The sequence below is a fragment of the Microbacterium pygmaeum genome (assembly GCF_900100885.1).
GTDB classification, from domain to species: Bacteria; Actinomycetota; Actinomycetes; order Actinomycetales; family Microbacteriaceae; genus Microbacterium; species Microbacterium pygmaeum.
Genome location: NZ_LT629692.1, coordinates 2,465,118 through 2,482,724 on the forward strand (window position 1 = coordinate 2,465,118; position 17,607 = coordinate 2,482,724).

Here is a 17,607-nt window from a genome sequence, read left to right on the forward strand (position 1 = left end):
GACGGATCTTCAGATGGAAACGGGCCGGACAGCCGGCTTTGAGTTCGACGGTGTCGCCGGCGCCAGCGGTGGCACCGTGCGGCGGCGTTGCAGGGTGTAGTTCGTCCGAGCGGAATCGTGACCGAGACGTTTGGCGACGAACTCTTCAACCTCGATTGTTTCGCCATCGCGCTGCCGCGACGTTTTGTGGGTGTAGCCCTCGGCGATGAAGGCGTCGCCCTTGTTGAACATCGCGTAGGCGCGTTCGGCGTTGCGACGGAACATGACCAGGTCGTGGTACGTCGTCTCCATCTGAGTGAAGGTGCCGTCTTCGTTGCGTTCGAAGTGCTCCTGTCCGATGCGCACCCAGAAGCGAGCCTCGCCCTTGGCGTTGAACGCGAGCTGGGGCTCCGACGCGACAAAGCCGGAGAGGGACTGCTGGGTCTGGATCATCATCGGGTGCTCCATCCGAGTCGGCCGCGGGTCGGCCATCACCAAGTAGGTGCGCCCGCTATCCCCGCCTCAGTTGCTCTTCAACTCGCGCACGGTCCTCGCGCAGCCTGGGCGCGTCGGGACGTGAGGTCCACTCGCGCAGCTGCGTGACAATCGGGGGAGCAGCCCTCAGCATGAGCAGAGCGGTGCCATACGGGAGCGTGCGGATCACGTCGGGCGGCATGATCGGGACGCGGCGTGTCGAGCGCTGGTTGGAGCGCAGTCCGCGTTCGCCGACGGTGATGGAGTCGGTGACCTCGTCGCGGTCGCCAATCAGTGTCGAGATGTCTTGGAGGTCGCGGGATCCGGATGCCCCACCGAGCACGATCTTGGCGATGCTCGCGTCCCAGATCGCTGTCGCTGCGTTGTCGCCCCATCGCTGCCGGGCCTGCGCGAGCGACTGGAGCACCGGCATCGTGGTGATCCCGGTGCCGCCGCCCTCCGCCATCAACACCGGCAACGAGGGCAGAGGCGCGAGGTTCCCGATCTCATCGAGCGCGAGGAGGAGGGGTGGGTCGAGGCGTGCACCAGGGGCGCGTGCGGCGACGCGCCGCGCTGTTTCGACGAGGTCCTCAACGAGTGCCGCCACCAGGGACGAGGAGGCGCCGGCGCCCGCCCCCGTTGCCAGGAGGTAGAGGGTGCCGTTGTGGCGGAGGAAGGCTTCCGGATCGAAATGCTCGTCTTCGCCGGGGCTGACGGCGTCCAGGACGCGCGGGTCGGCCAGGGCCGAGAGCGCGAGCGAGACTCCTTGCCAGATCGAGTCCCGCGTTCGAGGGTCGGCGTCGATCATCGCCTCGAGCGACTCGGCCCAGCCGGTCGCTGCGCCGGGGGTCGTGGTGAGGATCGCGACCGCATCCTGTGCCGCCGCAGGGTCGAGGGTCCACCGATACAGTTCAGCGGGCGACCGGCCGTCGAGCGCGGCCGCGTGCAGGAGTGCCTGGAGCGCGGTCCGTGTCTTACCTTCCCAGAACCCGCCGTTCTCGACGCCGACGCTCGACAGGCCGGTGCCGGCCGCGAGTCCCGCGGCCCGAATCATCGCGGTGAGGGGACTCTCGCACCCGCGCACAGGTGACCACCGCAAGCCGGCAGGGACGCCCGGCGCGAGCTGCTGCGGGTCGAAAACGGCAACGGGCCCGCGCCTCATTCGTGAGCGAATGGTAGCGGTGAGGTTGTCGGGCCGGGTGGAGGTGGTCACGACTGAGCCGGGTGCGTCGAGGATCGAGTTGATGACGATGTGTGCGCCCTTGCCCGACCGGGGTGGTCCGATCACGAGGATCGAGTCCTCGACCGATGTCCACACTTCCGTCCCGTGTGCCTTCCCAACGAGATATCCCACGTCGCTGGACTGGGGCTTGGTGACGGATGCTCGCAGGTGCGCCGCTCTCAATAGCAGGGCGCGGTCCGAGGCTGCGCAGCGTACGTCAGCGGATGTCGCGATGCCAGCGATGCGGTTGGGATCCGAGCGGGTGTGGTGCGTGAGATTGCGGATGAGTCGCCAGACCCACCAGGCGGGTGTCGCGATCAGCGCGACGAGGACGGTGACGGCGGCCCAATAGGCATTGGGGTTGAGCCCGGCGGAGCCGAGGGCGGCCCCGGGGTCGCCCGGTGAGCCGAAGACGCCGATTCCGGCGGCGAGACCACCTGTCGGCTGTTCTGCTCCTGTCACGAACGCGGCGACGTTGCCGGCTATGCGGAGCAAGCCTGCGATCGCGACAATTCCACCGAGGGCGAGCAGGGCAAGGTTGGTCAGTGCGTCGTGTCCGGAGACATCGAGGCCGTTGCTGGCCGTCATGTCAGTCCCGTCACCACGCAGGTTCCGGAGATGCGCCCGACGAGGACGACCTCGCCGTCGGCGCTAACCCGGCAGATGCCCGGTTCTAGCAGCGCCCGCGCAGAGCCGTCCGTGGATGCCTTCGTGTGTCGGACGATGATCGCGACGGCGACCTCCTCCCCGGGGATGAACCCGTCCTCACCGAACACGACACGCGGCGGCGCAACGAACGGTGCGGCATCGACGAGACCCTGGGCGACGGGGGTCTCGACCACCTCTTCCCGATGCGCCGGCTCCGCGTACGGGTCGAGCGTGGTCTGCAGGGGCCTGGTGACGAGGTCGGTGAAGACAGTACCGTCTGCTTCGTAGACGAGGACCCGCACCGGCGAGCCGCGTTCCTCCAGCACCGAGTCGATGACGGTCGCGAAGGATGACCGCACCCACGGCGGCCCAAATCGAGGTGGCTCGTACGGAACTTCGTCGACCGCGACGGTCATCGTGCCGTCGGCGGCGATCGTCATCGCGATCACGGGAAGGACCGCCGGTACGGTGATCGCATCGATCGCGGGTCGTGCCGCATGGATCGTGCTCATTTCACGCCCTCCGTCATCCGGGTGGTGGTGTCGAAAGCTGCGAGCTCTGCCGGGTGCAGCTGGTGCTGGACGACGAAGCTGCGGTCCTTGATTCGCCAGAGTCCCTGCCCCGTGCCGAGGCCAGGGAGCAGACTCTGTTCCGTGCCGGTGAGGCCCAGCGCACTCGCGGTTGCACCGAGCTGATCTGCTTCCTGCCGGTAGATGATGCGTGTCTCTGCGTTCGCGAGCAGGGATGACGCGATCGCCCGCATTGCGGAGCCCTGGTCGCCGACGTTGTCGAGGTCGGAAAGCTTGTGGAATACCAGCAGGTTTGCGATCCCGTAGTGGCGCGCGAGTCGCCACTGGGCATCCATCCGTCGCAAGAGCGCCGGATGGGACATGAGGCGCCAGGCTTCGTCGTAGATGACCCATCGTTGCCCGCCGTGTGGGTCGAGCAGCGCGGACTCCATCCACGCCGACGAGCACGTCATGAGGACGGAGACGAGCGTCGCGTTCTCGGCGACTCTCGAAAGGTCGAGCGAGATCATCGGGAGACTCGGATCGAACGTCACAGTGCTCGGCCCGTCAAAAAGGCCAGCGAGGTCACCGGCGACGAGCCGGCGGAGCGCGTGACCGACGACCCTGCCGTCTTCGACAAGGCGATGGTCGGCTTGGTGAGGCTCGTCGGGCGAGAGGATCCGCTCGACGACCATCGGGAGGATCGGCGTCTCGCACGAACGGACGGCGTCTGCGAGCGCCAGGTCGATTGCGGTGTGCTCCAGTGGGCTCAACGGTCGCTCGAGCACAGTCTCGGTGAGTGCTCCGATGAGGTCGCGGCGCCGGGAGGCGACTTGGCCGGCCCAACTCTCATCGGTGAGGCCGGAAGGCCGGTGCCCCTCGTCTAGCGGATTGAGGCGATTCGCCATACCGTGCCCGAGCACGATCGCCTGCCCGCCCACAGCCTCGGCGACGGCGGTGTGCTCGCCCTTCGGGTCACCGGGTACGTAGACGCGCCGGCCGAAGGGGATCGATCTCGTGTAGAGACTCTTGACGAGGGAGGACTTGCCTGAGCCGACAATCCCAGCGAGCACGATGTTGGGGGCGGTGATCATCCCGCGGGAGTAAAGCACCCAGGGGTCGTAGACGAACGACGCACCCGAGTAGAGGTCCTGCCCGACGAATACACCTTGGGAGCCGAGTCCGCCCTCCGCGAGGAACGGGTAGGCGCCCGCGAGCGTCGCGCTGGTGTCCTGGTGGCGCGGGAGACGGAGAGGTCCGGGCGTGCGCAACGCCGCAGAGCGAGCTTCGCCAGATGCGGGCAGGTAGGTGGTTGCTTTTTGGTCGGCGCGCAGCGCCTCGAATTCGGCGCGCTGAGCTGCGGTCGCGGCCGCTCGGGAGTCGGCGGTGAGTCTGTGGGATGCTGTTCGCCTGGCGCGGCGATCCTTTCGCCGTTCGCCGGCGGGGTCCACCAGGACGGCGGTATGAAGTCGCTGGTCTTCGCGCCCGCTCATAGCGACATCCCGTTGCGTCGACGTCTCGAGGATCTCGAGCCGGGGGAGCAGAAGGGTGAGGTGCGCAGGAAGGAGTCGTCTGCATTGATGCGCGGCGCGATCCGTTCCGTGAGAGGTAGCAATGCGTTCGAGGTTGCGGGGCCCCAGACGATCCGGCCGGAATGTCGCGATGCCCGATCCACCGCAAGTTCCGCTCGTGCAACCAGGGCCGCGGCCCGGCGGAGAGCGGTCGCGGCCGCGTAGGCTTCCTCGATGCCCGCCCCGTGATCGCCGCCCTCGGCGCGGGGGATCGCGTTCTCGCTCGTGTGGGCTGAGGCAAGCTGATCGAGCACCTGCCCCAGCGATCTGAGGCCGCCGAGCACGTCTCCGACCACGACGTAGGTTTCGGTTGGCTGGTCGAAGGATCGGGTTGCATGCGCGAGTGCTCGCAGTGCCTGGCACGCTTCCTCGCCATCCACGACGGGATCTTGGAATGTAGGCATTTCGCTTCCCTTGCAACGAAGTCTCTGAGGAGGTGCGTGTGGGGTCCCCGGGTGTAGATGCGGCTTAAGCGGTCTGTCAGATCGTTCGGCAGAGGGGCAGCGCGGCGGCGGCGAACGATTGCGCCTGCTGTCCGACAAGGCGGCGTGTCTCGCAGGCGGCCTGCACAGCAGCTTGCTCGATCGCGGCGATCGCAGCGTCGAGCTCGTCGGCTGACGGAGCAGATACCGCGACAAGGCCGGTGTAGCGCAGCACGCCGTGCCCAGCGGTCAGGTCTGACTCCTGCTGGATGACGTCGTTGTACTCGGCCGTGCGCGCGGCATCCTCGATTTGACCGATCTTCGCCCGCTGCGCGGCATCCGAGAGGAGTCCCACCTTCTTCCTCCGGATGTCCCGCGCGGCGACATCGGCGCGGACCGGAGTGCAGATGAGGGTGAAGGTGCGCTGGATGCCCGAGGTCAGCAGCAACGGGGAGAGAAAGCCCGGGAACACCTGCGATCGCGGCCATTCCGAAATCCAAAGAACCGCATGGTGTGCGGAGTCAGTGCGAAGCCGATCCCAGGACTCGATGACGGCGACCGGACCGGCCGTCGCAAGGGACCTGCCGAGGTCGCCGTGGCGTTCGAGAACCGGGGCTACCGCGGGGTCGTACGCGGAACGGAGCGCGACGGCCACATCCCCCGGCGTGAGCCATTCGGTGGGTGTCAGATCGGCGGCACGCAACGCAGTCGCGAAGGTGGTCATCTCTTGCCGGAGAACGCTCGCCGCGCCTTTCATCCCTCCGCCGGCGGCCCGAATCTGTCGAGCAGCGACGCGCAGGTCCAGTGCGAGCGAGATCGTGGTTGCGTGCCGTTCACCGGCGGGGCCGGCGCGTTCGATGAGTTCTTTGTATGTCACTGCCGGCCAACTGTTGTCGTCGATGCCGTGCCGGGCCCACCATTCGGCGAGGCCGCTTCCCGAGCTGGGGACCGTGCGTTCAGAGACCTGAACGCGGGCGATGCGGCCGGATCGGCACACGGTTGCCAGTACCCGACCCCAGCCCGCTACTCGCCGTTCCTGCTCGCCACTGTCGAGAAGGACAAACGCGGGATGGGTGATGCCGACGACCGCGGTCAACGTCTGGGCGTGAGGGTCCTGGATCATCGCGGCGCCGGTTTCCGGATCCACCCATTCGCGCAAGGCCGCGGCGTCTCCGGGGAGGGCGAGCGTCCCGGCGGGGCGAGGCCGAACGACGTTCGCTCGGAACCTGAGTTGGCCCCCGATGCTTCGCCACACCCAGCGGAGCGTGATCGGCACCCACTCGATGATCTTGCGACCGCCGACGGGGACGAACGAGAGCACCAGGCTGGTCGCCCAAATCGGTGACGTGAGACCGAACAGGATGCCGCCACCCATGTACACCGCAGCTGTGAACGCGATGAGACCGATGGTGAGCGTCACGAGCTGAGCAAGCGACAGCCCGAGCAGCACGCCCCGCTTGGGCAGCCGCGAGAACTGAACCGAGCGGAGCTGGTTGGCGCGGTGAGAATTCGTGGCGGTCATGCTGGGGTCCTCTCGCGCAGAGTGGGAAGCGGACGCGGCGGAGCAGTCGCGGGCTTCGGCTGTGGCGCCGGTGCCGCGCTAGCCGGAGCACCAGCCGATGCCGGCAACTCAGTCGGGACGGCGCCCTCGGCGTGTCCTGATGCGGTGTGTCCGGCGGCAACTCCGAGCTTCGGGCCGGCAGTCGCAGCCTTGCTGACTACCTGACCGCCGATGACAACGGCTGCGGCCGGGCCGGCGGCCGCAGCCGCACCCACTCCGCCGGCGCCTACCGATCCGACCCCGGGCGCCCCGGCACCGGCGGTGCCCGAGGTGCCCGCGCTGGCAGCCGCGCCGCCGGCGCCGGGTGCGGCGGCCGTAGCCCCCGAACCCGCACCTTTCGATGCGCCCGCCCCGTCCACGACCGACTTCGCCGCCCTCCCCGTCGCCGGTGTCACCGGCACCGGAACGGGACGGTTCATTGCGCCCTTCGCCTCTTGTTCCGTGGACATCGCGTGGTACATGTCGACGCCCACAAACGATATGAATTTGTAGGTCATGTACGGGGCGAAGGCGGCCACGAGCATCAGGACGACTCCGGCGATCGGATCGCTGATGGAGGCGAGGTCAAGATCGATCGGCGAGGCGGTCTGGTTGACGGCGACGAGGAACAGTACAACGAGGACGAGCTTCGAGAACACGAGTGCGACGACGAACGACACCCATTTGCCGAACCAGCCTCGCGCGGCATCCCACGAGAATCCCGCCAACGCGATCGGGGCGAACACGATTGCGACGAGGAGGAGCGCTTTTCGGATCAGGAGCGAGAACCAGACGATGGCGGCTGCCGCGATCGCGAGTCCGGCGAGGAAGATCGTCATGATCGCGCCCACGCCGGGGCTGGTGATGTTGATCGCCACCAGGCCCGTCGCCATCAGGGCGATCCGGTCGCCCATCCCTTGCATTGTGTTCCCGGTGGCCTGAACGATGCCGATCGCCAGCCGATCGGTGATCTCCAGGAGCGTCGCGGTCAGCGTGATCGCAACGAACGAGCCGAGGACGGATTTGCCCAGACCGATCGCGGCGCGTGAGAGTGCCGTCGGATCGCGGTGCGCCAGGCCCGTGATCAGCTGGAGGCAGAAGAACACGAGCATGACGAAGAGGGCGACGCCGAAGAGGAGGTTGTACACCTGGACGTATTGTCCGCCGGTCACGTCGACGAGGGTCGTCGTGTCGAAGACCGCCCACACCGCTTGGAAGAACCATGCAGCGGCTGCGCCCAGCGTGTGGGCGAGCCAGTCGAAGGGTGCCGCGACGAGCGACACAACACCCGAGCCGACGGTCTGGCAGACCTCGGCGATGGCCGGGATGTCACATACGCCGCCCACGCTCGCGCCCCTCGATGCACCAGCCAGCTCACACGGACTGGCCGACGCCCCAGAAGAAGTTCACGAGCGTGACCGACGCGCCGCAGATGACTGCCGCACTGCATGCGACGAGCACGCCCAGCTTGCCCCGAGAGGCGAGATGCGGGTTCGACGAATTGGCGCCGTACCCCCACGCCACGGCGGCGATGATGAGGGCGAGGACGGCGAGAATGAGTCCGACAGTCATCACGGCGCCGACGATGACGCGGAGCTGCTCGATGCCGGGAAGTCCCGAACCGTTGGGTGCGATGTCAATCACGGTCATGCTCCTTGTCTGGGCAGAAACGAACCTGCGTGCAAGGTGCGTGCGGCATCCCCGCGAAGGGGTCGCGCGACAGCAGCCCCAGCGCAAAGGCATGGCTACAGCTGTTGACCGACTCCGATGAGGAAGTTCATCCACGCCACACCCGCGCCGGCAAGAACCGCCGCGCCGACTGCGACTAGGACGCCAGCGCGCGACCGTATCGACGACTGGTAGTTGCCGCTCGATGAGGAAATCGCCCACGTCACCGCGCAGATCAGGATGGCGAGCACGGCGAAGATCAGCACGTACGTGAGGAGCGCGCCCACTATCGCGCGGAGGTCATCCGCGCCTCCAACGGCGCCGAAGTCCGGAAAGATGTCCATCCGCTCATCCCGCCGCGCTCGAGAGGCATGCGGACGTGCCGGACGTCGCAGCATCCACCCCCGCCGCGCCGTGCTCGGCGAGCCACCCCTCAGCGTCCACCGACGGCTCGAACGACCCACCCGGTCGGATCTCGAAGTGCAGATGCGCGCCCTGCGACTTCCCCGAAGCACCGACGTCGCCGATGTGCTGACCCGCGGTCACACGCTCGCCGACGGACACGCGCACGCCGGACTCCCACATGTGCGCGTAGGCGGACGCCACGCGGCTGCCGTCGACCGTGTGCTCGACGACGATCAGTTGTCCGTAGAGCCCGTAGGGGCCTGCCCATGTGACGACACCGTCTGCGACCGCGAGGATGGGCGTGCCGTCGGCAGCGCCGTAGTCGGTGCCCGCGTGGAATGCCCGACCTCCGGTCATCGTGTCGTCGCGCCACCCGTATCCACTGGCTCGCACCCAGGTTCCGGTCGGCAGGGGGAAGACGACGCTCGTTGTCTCGAGGACGTTGTCGAGCGGCGCAGCATTCGGGTTTCCGGGCAGAGCAGGCTTGGTCAGCGCGGCGATGATGGATTCCGCGACGGGCTGGTAGTTCTGATAGCGGTCGGGGTATGCCGATCGTTCGACCGCTTGTGCAGCCGTCCCGGGGTCTGCTGTCTGCCACCCCGCAATGTCGAGGAGTCCCGCCGGCGACGGGTAGTTGGGGCCGTCGGGGCCACCGAAGAACGCGCGCACCTGGTACCTCGCGTCCATCAGCTCCGCGACCGTTCCCCACCCTGAGGTGGGCCGCATCTGGAAGAGTCCGAGGGAGTCGTGGTCGCTCCCGACGCCATCGTTGGGCATGTCGAGAGATGCGGGATGCGCGGCGTTCGCCAACATCCTCAACGTTGACTCCGTCAGCGCCGCCATCAGTGCGATGAGTACGCCCTGTCTACCGACGCCGTCGATTCCGCTGCCGACGGTGATGATCGTCGCTGCGTGCGTGAGCTGCGCGCGGCGGAGGGTCACCGACACGCCGTCGCTCGTGACCGCGGTGAGCTGGTCCGGCACCTCGGAAACGACGAGCTGGCCGGAGGTCTGACACGCGGCGAGGGCGGGGGAGAGGAAGACCGGGACGGCAAAGATTCCCGCGAAGGGAAGCACAAGCAGCGCAAACGCCACGCAGATGAGGAGCTTCTTCATGTTCGGCGCCGCTACCGAAGGGGGTTGTCGAGCTCGGAGAGCCGGAGCAGATGGCATTCATCGAAGCTGGGCTCGCAGGCGATGAAGAGCGTGAACGCGATCGGCCGGGAGGTCTCCTGCCGTTCGGTACCGACGACGCCTGCCCGATGACGCGTCCCCGAGACCGTGTAGCTGATCGTGCCAGGCAGTAGATCGCCCTCGGCGGCTTGGTCGAGGGCGTTGTTCCAGGCTGCCGGGATGACGAGGTCGTTGATCGTCAGCCACTGATGCGTTCCGTAGATGCGCAGCTGCGCCCAGGCGTCCGTCGTCGGGAAGTAGGAGCGCACGTCCGAAGCGAGCGCGGCTGTCTCGAAGCCGGACGGATCGCCCGCGTCGACAATGACCTGTGCGTAGTCGGTCAGCTCGAACTCGGTCGTGTCCCAGGTGATCAGCGCCTCGGCGGCGTCACGAGCGAATGCTTCAGCATCCGTCGTGGCGACAATCGCGGGGAGTGTGCTGTCAGAGGGGGTGGGTGTCGGCAGGTCAGGTGCGGACACCGGAGTTGTCGGCTCGTTCGTCGGCGTCACGGCATCAGGGGACGGGGCGAGAACAAGGCCGTAAAGGCCGACCCCGATCATTGCAGCGACCACGCCAAGGGTCACCGCGAGCAGGACAACGAGGCGTCGACGATGTGGACGGTGTGTGGTCGTCATCATGCGATCTCCCGTCCGAGCTGCGCGCGCGCGCTCCGCAATTGGGTGAAGAACTCGACCGTGGATGCGAGGGTCCCCTCGAACAGTGCGAGCTGCTCGTCGGTCAGCTCCGTGGCGACCGCGGCGACGTCGAAGTGGGTCCACCACTGGTCGAGGTCCTCCCACACGCGCACGAAGGCGCGCACCGGGAAGACATGCGCCGACGACTGGCGTGCCCTGCGGGCGTTGCGGCCTCGCTTGGCTTCTTTCACTCTTGCGAGCGCCGCGCTCGCCAACTGCTCGAGTTCGTCGGGAGGGTCGAAATCCTCAGGCGCTTCGAAGTCCTCGATCGTTCGCGGCGTCGGACGAATGACTTCTCGTATCCGTGCGTGGGCGGCGGTGACGCTGCCGCCGTCGTCGATGAGCCGCAACTCTTCGATCGCCATCTCCCTCAACGCGGGGTCTGTGACGGGGCTTGCCGCGAGCCCCTGGAGCTCTGCGATGCGATCGAGCGTCGTGTAGGAAGCCTTGCCGGTTACCATCAGAGCCGCCTGGGTGCGGCTCTTCCCGGGCTTGAACTGCGGTGGTGCCACGGTGGCACCGCCGTAGTTTCCGACGCGATCGCCGGCCCGGCTGAACTGAGTCGCGGACTGGCGTCGCTGCGCATCCTCGGTGATGTACTCCTTCAACTCGGTGTAGAGCGTCGTCGCCTCCGTGGGGGTGAGCGGCTTGTGGAGCACGTTCTCCGCTTGCTCGGCGAGTAGCTCCGCAAGCCGATCGGAGACCCCGGATCTCACCCAAACCTTGATGGTCTTCTCTCCGAGCAACTTCAGAGCCTCGAGTCGTCGTGCGCCGCAGACTAGGACGCCCTCGGGCGTCACCGTGACCGGCTGCAGGAGTCCGTCGCGGGTGATCGAGGCGGCAAGCTCGTCGATGTCGCCATACTCCCGGCGGTGCCGATTCCCGACGAGGATCGATGCGATCGATCGTTCGAGCTCGATGTGGCCGATTCTCGCGCTCACGGTCAACGCCTCGCCTTCTCGGCAGGGGCGGAGAGACTGACCGCGAGGACGAGATCATCATCCGTCAGAAGCGACCGGAGGGGTTCGCCGATGAGCAACCGGAGCAGGATGCCGCGGCCCGCAGTCGTGCGGGCGACCTCGGGCTCAGGGTTTCCGAGAACGGCGCGAAGTAGTCCATTCCACGACGTCGAGGAGAGGTCCAGGAGGGTCCTGCCGTGGATGTCGCGCCGGAGTGACTCCCATGCGGTCGCGCGGGAGGACACCTCGCTCAGGCGCGCGCATATGTACTCCAGTGCGGTGCGTGCAGGTGTGCGTGGCCAGCCAAGGAGCGTGAGGAACGCGATCGCGCTCTCGACAGCCTCGACGATGCCGGTTCCTTCGTGCACGTCTTCCGCATCGCCACCCTCCCCGATCGGCTCCACCCGCAGCGCCGGATGGTAGTCACTCAAGGGGTTCTCCCGATCGCTGAAACGCTCGGGGTCGTGGAACGTCGAGAACTCGGGGCGACGCGCCTGATAGACCGAGCACAGCAGACCGTTCGCCCGTTCCTCGGCGATCATCGTCACCTGAACGGCACGCGTCACGACCGCCCACGGATCATCCGCGTTCCGGACTGCGGCCGATCGCATCGCATCGAACGCGGCGGATCCTGCATCCCAAGGGTCGAGTCCATGCTTGCGTGCCAGCTTCGCGTACCGCTTCACCACGTGCGCCATCAGTGCCGCAGCTTCCCGGTCGTGGCGCCACGCGCCGTGATCCTGCGCGGCGAGGCGTTCCAGGAGCGCGCGAAGACCCTCCGAGCCCTCGAACTCGTTTCGCTCGCGGGTCGGCTCGTCGCCGTCGTCCGCGAGCGACGACGATGGCCCTGCAGCTGTCCATGAACGCCGGCTGGTCATGGCAACCCACTACCGGCCGATCCCGGAGCGCCGAACTGCGTTGTGAATATGGCGACCACTGCCGAACGCAGTAACGGGCGGTAGGTGAATCGCGCGGTCGCGAATGGCGCCTCGTGTCACCGCAATCCCTTGCGTCGGCAGGGCGCGGGCGCGACGCGCAATCGACGACTCTAGGTCGATACCCTGCCCCGCGATACGGCCGGTGACAACCGGCACGAGCTCCGTCGGCCGCATCCATACCACCTCGCTCCGGACCCGCTCGGATCCCGACAGGCTGAGGGGGAGCCGCTCGAGCGAAGGGTCGCCGTGCCGCGCGATCTCGGAGACCTCGTCGGCGGCAGACCGGGCGGAGCGGGCTGGATGGTCTCCCGATGTACGGAAACGAACCTCGTGCTGGTCATCCCAGTCGTACTCGTTCATGACGTGGCCCCTTTCTGAAGGTCAGGTGTGCCGAGCGTCCCCGCGAACCATCGGCCGACTGTTGAAGGGTGGACTCCCGTGGCGCTTGCAATTTCCTTGTTCGACATGCCTCGCTGACGCATCAGGGCCGCAATGTCTCTACGGGCACCCTTCTCCGGAATGTCCGGGTATTGGTGGAGGCGCACGACTTCTGTGGACGGCGCTCGAACGGCCAATGCTGTGGAGGAGAGTTGAACTCGGAACCGCTGCACGAGCACAACGGTGAGGTGCGTGATCGCGAGCAGGACAAGCGGCGGCACTGCCGCCAGGGACGCAGCGAGCACCGGCGGTACGTCGGCGTCTGCGGCGACGACGGCATGAATCGCATTCGCGGCGACAGAGACAGCCGCGCCCGCCACCAGGAGCATCCACGGATACCAGGCCTCTCGTCCACCCGCGAGTGCGACCACAGAGACGGTCCCCACGACGATGATCCCGTCGACGATGAGGGGCCACGCCCAGGCTTGGTTGGCGTCTATCCCCGACCGATGTGCAAGATCGGCGAGGGCTGTGAACGACAACCAGAAGGCACCGATCGCAATGAAGACCGTGCCCGCTACTGCCGTCCACACGGCAATGCGCCCCGATCGCATCTGCGCAGGTTCGGAGATCAAGAGATCACGCGTCCTTTCATCGATGGACTGATTGTGCGGGCGCGAGAGGGTGTCGAGCCCACCGCCGTTCGGTACGCGGATCGGATGGTTGTGATGATCTCGGCCTCGTGAAGCCCAACGCGCACCGCGGCCGGGCCGAGAACAGCTCGAGCGTTGTCATCGGACACGCCGTTCTCGGCCAGGCGGCAAGCCGCCCAGTAGAGCGCGCGGTTTCGTTCGCCCTCGACGCGTGTGGCCAGCCAGCCAGCGATCCGCTCCGCGTCGACTTCTCGGTCGGAGGTGGTGGCGGAGTTGGTTGAGGGAGCCGGCCGGGGGTCGAGGAACTGCCGAAGGGCGACCGCGTCGAGCGGCACCGCGCCTGGGCGACCCACGCCGATCAACTCGTAGCTCGACCTGTTGCCTTCGAACATCACCCGCGACGGTGGGACGATCACGTAGCCGCCCTCGCCGCGGAAGTCGATGCCACACCTCGCCGCTTGCCATGACGGCTGCGGTCTCTGCAGATCGGCGGGGTAGTACGCGTGCATCCCCCCGGATGCTGTCTTCACCAGCACCTGCCAGCGGTCCACGAGACCTTCCCGGCGAGCGAGCTCGAAAGCTCCGAATCCCCGCACCAGACCGTGCACATCGATGTCGACGACCTCGAGTCCGGAGCGGGAGCCGGTCGGCATCCCGATGTTCGCGTCGGGCCATCGCGCCCACCACCGTCTGATCTGCTCGATGTCGGCGGTGGCGTCGCGGAAGCCGTGGTGCGTCAGCGGGCGCTTCCCAGCGGTCTTGCACGGAAACACCGGCACCCCTGCGTCTGCGAATCGTGCGGCTCCCTCACCGGGCGGAGCCCCCAGTACGGATGCAAGCAGCGCTGCGGTGTCCATTAGAGCACCGGTCCAGCAGTCGCGGAGCGGGAGACGGGTCGCGCTGGTGAGCCCGTATGGCCGGCGTAGTGGGGTCGTTCCGCACCTCGCCCAATCGCCGACTCTCTCGACAGACCCGGAGGATTGCCCGCTCCCACCTGCGCCGTATGCAACTGCGAGAGAATTGCGACCGCGGTCAAACGCACGCGTTCACCCGTGGCTTGCACAACCTCGACCGGCGTCTTCCCGTCGACGGAGGACGCCCACGTCGAAACGTACGGGACCGTATAGCTCGACGTATCGAGCCCGTGCGCCGCGCCGACCATCAGCGCGACGGATTCGGCCTCGACCTCGCCGATTCCCCGATGGAGGGATGACTCGGGATGATCCGGGCCGTGGAGCTCCACGTGAGCGAGTTCGTGCGCGAGCGTCTTCGCGCGCGCTGCTGGATCAATGTCGCCACGGACTGCGACGCTCCGCGTGAGGTAGTCGGTCATGCCGTTCGCTCCTCCCAGATCCCGATTACTGTCGACAAGGCGCAACGAGTAGCCCTTCGCGCGCAAGAGCATTGCGAGGCCGTCCCACATCCCCTGGGGTGCCTCGCCCTCCAGCAGCTGTGGCCGGGGTTCCTCCGGTATAGGTGCACCGCTGGTTTGGGAGGCATCCCAGACGTACGCCGGGCGCACACCCACCAAGCGCGACTGCACCGCCTCGCCACCCGGAGGAGCCTCGCGGGGCGCGAGCCGACGCCACGACTGGGCGATTTGTGGAGTGCGCGAAGCGAATCGTCCGAGGACCGGCGCGAAGATCATGTAGCCGCGCTGGCCGCGATCAACGGATCGCCCCAGCGTCAGCCACTGCCGGAAGCCGGCGACGTATGTCGGCGTGGGGGCGGAGACTCTGCCCTGTTCGAACGCCGCCGCATGCTGAATCCAGATGAGCAGCGTGTTGTTGAACGACCGAGATCGGAATCGGGCCGCAAACGCGAGAGCGCGGTTCCAGTCGTCGCCGGTCACGAGGTCGGCTACCGCATCAGCGAGCTGAGCGTGCAGCCGGTCGAGCTTTGCCGCTGTGACATCGTCGCGGGATAGCTGGGGAGCCATGGCACGCCCTCTCCTGTCGCAGCCGCGTGTTGCGGCTTCAACAGCAGAGGTGCGTCTCGCTTACCGTCGAGGTGAATGGAGTGTCGGCGGTAAGCGGGGGAGTGCGCATGATCGATGTGCGTACATAGGTGCAACATACGCCCGATGTGCTGAAATAGATACCGGACAATGACACTATGGGTAGCGATAACCTGTGGGCGTGGGTAGACGTTCCCAGGGGGAGGCCGGCGCGTGGTCAATGGACCTCGTGCGAGCGATTTCGACGCTTCGTGATTCGGCCGGGATGACGAATCAGGAGCTGATCGACCGCTCCGAAATGTCGGCGAGCTACTTCTACGGCCGGCTGCGGGGCGCCGCACCCTTCGACGCGAACGACATCGAGAGGCTCGCTCAGGCGCTCGGAATTCATCCGCATGAGATCTCCCGTGTCGCAGCATCCATCGGAGACGCGCGAGAGATCGAGCCCATCCTCGACACCGATGCGAAAGAGTTGGGTCGCCGGCTGACTGCGGTATCGCGGGCGCCCCGGCTCGACGGATCCGCGTTCGATGTCGACGGTCTGGTGAGCGCGCTCGCGGATCGTGGGGTAGCGCTGGACCCCGATGAGTGGTCAACCCTGCTTACGGGTGAGTCGAGCACACCTATTCGCGTGAGGATGCTTGAGGGCGTCGGAGCGTATGCCGGCGTCCCAACGGCGTACCTGCTCGAACTGGATGACGCTGCCGCCGTGGAGGCTGCGGAAGCGAATTTCGAGTTCCGCGAGGCGCTGAAGGAGTCCGGCGCTGACTCTGTGTCAGCCCGAGCCGTCGGCGAGATCTCGCCCGCCGCGCTGCGCGCGATTGCGCAGACCCTCAGGTCGATTTCTGCGCACTAAAGGACCTACCTGACCTCTACTGCGTATCGGCGTACAGTGGAGCCATTCGAGCGATCGCTGTGAGATCGTGATCGGAGGTCGGGCGTATGAGCCACCGCGCGTCTCGAGACCATACCGAGCTGCGTGCCCGTGCGGAGACGCAACTGGAGCGCCTCGCCCTCCCCGCCGACGTAGAGCTCGAAGACATCGTCAGGCGGGTTGCGGTCGCGACTGGCAGAAGGATTGACATCGAGCCAGTCGGTGATCGCGACTGGGAAAACGTCACCGGGCTCGTTCTGCTCACAACCGACTCAGCCAAGATCCTGGTGCGTAAATCCGACCCGCGCTGGTACCAATTTCACACTGTGCTTCACGAGTTGTCGCACGTTCTGTTTGACCACTCGGGGTGTACGACATTGCCCGTCAAACACCCGGGAGTTCATCACGTGCGGGCCGGACAGTCGGTCCTCGCGCGGGGGATCGTCACTCCGGACTTCGAGATCGATCTGGACTTCGATGACGCGGAACTCGTGGTCGAAGCCGAAGCCGAGAAGTTGTCGCAGCTTCTGTCGCGGCTCCTTCTTCGACCACGCCATGGCGACGATGAGGCAGTGTTCGGCTGATGCTGCTCCGCATCGAGACTGTCGCATTCCTCGCGTTGTTGATACTGACGTTGATCCGGTTGCCATCTGCGATCCGCCAGCCGTCGAGCCGACTCACCTGGATCGCCACCATCACCGGGCTCGCAGCCGTCTTCATGGTCGGGGTCGTCGTTCCGCTGCCGACAGTCGACGGGTGGATCGGCGCAACGAACGTCGCAAACCTCATCCAGAACATCCTCGCGACCACGGCTTTCTGGTTCGTCATGCGGGCTGCGCTCACCTTGGACGGGAGCCGGTTCAATCCGCGCAGTCTCTGGGAGCTGCCCGCCATGGTCCTCGCCTTCACCATTCCCTTCCTATTGATCGCAGATCGAGGATCGACGACGGACGAATTCATCAAAGCGACCGCGGATCAGCTTGGCCTGTGGGCGTACGCGTCGATCTACATGGGTTGCGTCGTCCTGATCATGGTCCGAATGCTTCGCGGAATATACGGCCGGAAGCCGCGCCCGTACATTCTCATCCGCATTGGCGCGTGGGCGATTCTTGCGGCGAGCCTCATCGAGATCGTCTACCTCACGCTCCGCGTCGCGGGTCTAGGGCGGACGGAGCCAGTTGAATTTGTCGGCGCTCTGTTCACGATTCCGTTCTACAGCGGTGTCGTCCTGGTTTGCGGTGGGATCATCTTGTTCGCCGCCGTCCGCGCTGGCAGGAGATCGATGAACGCGACGCTTGGAAGGCTCCTCGCGAAGGCGAACCTCGACCGCGGGATGATCGTGAGGCCTATTCCGGACGAGGACCCCGTGCACGAGACATACCGGCTCGCTGTTCGCCTGACGGACATAGCCAACAGCCAGGAGTTGACCAAGCGCGAACGCGTTCTGCTGCGCGCAGCTACTGGGATGCTCGATCGACAGATGCGAGCGCCCGCTGTGGTGCGGATGTCGAGTTCAGCGGAGGAGGTGACGACATCTTGAAG

19 protein-coding genes are annotated in these 17,607 nt (G+C 66.6%); 3 read left to right on the forward strand and 16 right to left on the reverse strand.

Annotation, left to right across the window (positions count from 1 at the left end; translation table 11 throughout):
* Nucleotides 1–9: 9 nt before the first annotated feature.
* From BLT19_RS11805 to BLT19_RS11885, 16 genes are all read right to left on the reverse strand, one after another.
* Nucleotides 10–435 (reverse strand): single-stranded DNA-binding protein, encoded by a 426-nt coding sequence (locus tag BLT19_RS11805; RefSeq protein ID WP_091490400.1) that lies wholly within the window; start codon nucleotides 433–435, stop codon nucleotides 10–12.
* Between the two features lie 55 nt (nucleotides 436–490).
* Nucleotides 491–2,263, reverse strand: a complete 1,773-nt coding sequence (locus tag BLT19_RS11810; RefSeq protein WP_091490402.1) for a TraM recognition domain-containing protein — start codon at nucleotides 2,261–2,263, stop codon at nucleotides 491–493.
* Nucleotides 2,260–2,835, reverse strand: coding sequence for a hypothetical protein (locus BLT19_RS11815; RefSeq protein WP_091490404.1), 576 nt, complete (start codon nucleotides 2,833–2,835; stop codon nucleotides 2,260–2,262). The genes BLT19_RS11810 and BLT19_RS11815 overlap by 4 nt, the downstream gene beginning before the upstream one ends.
* On the reverse strand, nucleotides 2,832–4,325 hold the full coding sequence (locus BLT19_RS11820) for an ATP-binding protein (RefSeq protein WP_091490407.1): 1,494 nt from the start codon (nucleotides 4,323–4,325) through the stop codon (nucleotides 2,832–2,834). Before BLT19_RS11820 ends, BLT19_RS11815 begins: the two co-directional genes overlap by 4 nt.
* A 558-nt stretch (nucleotides 4,326–4,883) precedes the next feature.
* Nucleotides 4,884–6,347 (reverse strand): SCO6880 family protein, encoded by a 1,464-nt coding sequence (locus tag BLT19_RS11830; protein WP_091490412.1) that lies wholly within the window; start codon nucleotides 6,345–6,347, stop codon nucleotides 4,884–4,886.
* Entirely contained in the window at nucleotides 6,344–7,711 is a 1,368-nt protein-coding gene (locus BLT19_RS11835; RefSeq protein ID WP_091490414.1) for a conjugal transfer protein TrbL, read from the reverse strand. The genes BLT19_RS11830 and BLT19_RS11835 overlap by 4 nt, the downstream gene beginning before the upstream one ends.
* Before the next feature lie 28 nt (nucleotides 7,712–7,739).
* The gene (locus BLT19_RS11840; protein ID WP_091490416.1) at nucleotides 7,740–8,015 is read right to left on the reverse strand and encodes a DUF6112 family protein; all 276 of its coding nucleotides are present in this window, start codon (nucleotides 8,013–8,015) and stop codon (nucleotides 7,740–7,742) included.
* 95 nt (nucleotides 8,016–8,110) lie between these two features.
* Entirely contained in the window at nucleotides 8,111–8,377 is a 267-nt protein-coding gene (locus BLT19_RS11845) for a DUF6112 family protein (RefSeq protein ID WP_091490419.1), read from the reverse strand.
* A gap of 4 nt (nucleotides 8,378–8,381) precedes the next feature.
* Nucleotides 8,382–9,554, reverse strand: coding sequence for a M23 family metallopeptidase (locus tag BLT19_RS11850; protein ID WP_091490422.1), 1,173 nt, complete (start codon nucleotides 9,552–9,554; stop codon nucleotides 8,382–8,384).
* 11 nt (nucleotides 9,555–9,565) lie between these two features.
* On the reverse strand, nucleotides 9,566–10,120 hold the full coding sequence (locus BLT19_RS11855) for a hypothetical protein (RefSeq protein ID WP_231917638.1): 555 nt from the start codon (nucleotides 10,118–10,120) through the stop codon (nucleotides 9,566–9,568).
* A gap of 125 nt (nucleotides 10,121–10,245) precedes the next feature.
* Nucleotides 10,246–11,106: a ParB N-terminal domain-containing protein gene (locus BLT19_RS11860; RefSeq protein WP_456237920.1), complete on the reverse strand. Its 861-nt coding sequence runs from the start codon at nucleotides 11,104–11,106 to the stop codon at nucleotides 10,246–10,248.
* Between the two features lie 143 nt (nucleotides 11,107–11,249).
* Nucleotides 11,250–12,143: a hypothetical protein gene (locus tag BLT19_RS11865; protein ID WP_231917639.1), complete on the reverse strand. Its 894-nt coding sequence runs from the start codon at nucleotides 12,141–12,143 to the stop codon at nucleotides 11,250–11,252.
* Between the two features lie 9 nt (nucleotides 12,144–12,152).
* On the reverse strand, nucleotides 12,153–12,563 hold the full coding sequence (locus BLT19_RS11870) for a hypothetical protein (protein ID WP_091490430.1): 411 nt from the start codon (nucleotides 12,561–12,563) through the stop codon (nucleotides 12,153–12,155).
* Nucleotides 12,560–13,195 (reverse strand): DUF2637 domain-containing protein, encoded by a 636-nt coding sequence (locus BLT19_RS11875; RefSeq protein WP_091490433.1) that lies wholly within the window; start codon nucleotides 13,193–13,195, stop codon nucleotides 12,560–12,562. Before BLT19_RS11875 ends, BLT19_RS11870 begins: the two co-directional genes overlap by 4 nt.
* Nucleotides 13,196–13,212: 17 nt before the next feature.
* On the reverse strand, nucleotides 13,213–14,091 hold the full coding sequence (locus BLT19_RS11880) for a bifunctional DNA primase/polymerase (protein ID WP_091490436.1): 879 nt from the start codon (nucleotides 14,089–14,091) through the stop codon (nucleotides 13,213–13,215).
* Nucleotides 14,091–15,173 carry an ArdC-like ssDNA-binding domain-containing protein gene (locus tag BLT19_RS11885; RefSeq protein WP_091490439.1) on the reverse strand — a complete coding sequence of 361 codons (1,083 nt, stop codon included), beginning with the start codon at nucleotides 15,171–15,173 and terminating at the stop codon, nucleotides 14,091–14,093. The genes BLT19_RS11880 and BLT19_RS11885 overlap by 1 nt, the downstream gene beginning before the upstream one ends.
* Before the next feature lie 238 nt (nucleotides 15,174–15,411).
* On the opposite strand from BLT19_RS11885, the gene BLT19_RS11890 reads away from it, so the two are divergent.
* The 3 genes from BLT19_RS11890 to BLT19_RS11900 all read left to right on the forward strand — a co-directional run bounded on the left by BLT19_RS11890 (nucleotide 15,412) and on the right by BLT19_RS11900 (nucleotide 17,605).
* A complete protein-coding gene (locus BLT19_RS11890; RefSeq protein ID WP_091490443.1) occupies nucleotides 15,412–16,047 on the forward strand; it encodes a helix-turn-helix domain-containing protein in 636 nt (211 codons plus the stop codon).
* Between the two features lie 86 nt (nucleotides 16,048–16,133).
* Nucleotides 16,134–16,649, forward strand: coding sequence for a hypothetical protein (locus BLT19_RS11895; protein WP_091490446.1), 516 nt, complete (start codon nucleotides 16,134–16,136; stop codon nucleotides 16,647–16,649).
* The gene (locus tag BLT19_RS11900) at nucleotides 16,649–17,605 is read left to right on the forward strand and encodes a hypothetical protein (RefSeq protein WP_091490450.1); all 957 of its coding nucleotides are present in this window, start codon (nucleotides 16,649–16,651) and stop codon (nucleotides 17,603–17,605) included. Before BLT19_RS11895 ends, BLT19_RS11900 begins: the two co-directional genes overlap by 1 nt.
* The last annotated feature ends 2 nt before the right edge of the window (nucleotides 17,606–17,607 follow it).

Excerpts from the sequence above, each read along its gene's own strand:
- BLT19_RS11805 (WP_091490400.1), bottom strand. The coding sequence starts at position 435 with ATGATGATCCAGACCCAGCAGTCCCTCTCCGGCTTTGTCGCGTCGGAG.
- BLT19_RS11810 (WP_091490402.1), bottom strand. The coding sequence starts at position 2,263 with ATGACGGCCAGCAACGGCCTCGATGTCTCCGGACACGACGCACTGACC.
- BLT19_RS11815 (WP_091490404.1), bottom strand. The coding sequence starts at position 2,835 with ATGAGCACGATCCATGCGGCACGACCCGCGATCGATGCGATCACCGTA.
- BLT19_RS11820 (WP_091490407.1), bottom strand. The coding sequence starts at position 4,325 with ATGAGCGGGCGCGAAGACCAGCGACTTCATACCGCCGTCCTGGTGGAC.
- BLT19_RS11830 (WP_091490412.1), bottom strand. The coding sequence starts at position 6,347 with ATGACCGCCACGAATTCTCACCGCGCCAACCAGCTCCGCTCGGTTCAG.
- BLT19_RS11840 (WP_091490416.1), bottom strand. The coding sequence starts at position 8,015 with ATGACCGTGATTGACATCGCACCCAACGGTTCGGGACTTCCCGGCATC.
- BLT19_RS11845 (WP_091490419.1), bottom strand. The coding sequence starts at position 8,377 with ATGGACATCTTTCCGGACTTCGGCGCCGTTGGAGGCGCGGATGACCTC.
- BLT19_RS11850 (WP_091490422.1), bottom strand. The coding sequence starts at position 9,554 with ATGAAGAAGCTCCTCATCTGCGTGGCGTTTGCGCTGCTTGTGCTTCCC.
- BLT19_RS11865 (WP_231917639.1), bottom strand. The coding sequence starts at position 12,143 with ATGACCAGCCGGCGTTCATGGACAGCTGCAGGGCCATCGTCGTCGCTC.
- BLT19_RS11870 (WP_091490430.1), bottom strand. The coding sequence starts at position 12,563 with ATGAACGAGTACGACTGGGATGACCAGCACGAGGTTCGTTTCCGTACA.
- BLT19_RS11875 (WP_091490433.1), bottom strand. The coding sequence starts at position 13,195 with ATGCGATCGGGGCGCATTGCCGTGTGGACGGCAGTAGCGGGCACGGTC.
- BLT19_RS11880 (WP_091490436.1), bottom strand. The coding sequence starts at position 14,091 with ATGGACACCGCAGCGCTGCTTGCATCCGTACTGGGGGCTCCGCCCGGT.
- BLT19_RS11885 (WP_091490439.1), bottom strand. The coding sequence starts at position 15,173 with ATGGCTCCCCAGCTATCCCGCGACGATGTCACAGCGGCAAAGCTCGAC.
- BLT19_RS11890 (WP_091490443.1), top strand. The coding sequence starts at position 15,412 with ATGGACCTCGTGCGAGCGATTTCGACGCTTCGTGATTCGGCCGGGATG.
- BLT19_RS11895 (WP_091490446.1), top strand. The coding sequence starts at position 16,134 with ATGAGCCACCGCGCGTCTCGAGACCATACCGAGCTGCGTGCCCGTGCG.
- BLT19_RS11900 (WP_091490450.1), top strand. The coding sequence starts at position 16,649 with ATGCTGCTCCGCATCGAGACTGTCGCATTCCTCGCGTTGTTGATACTG.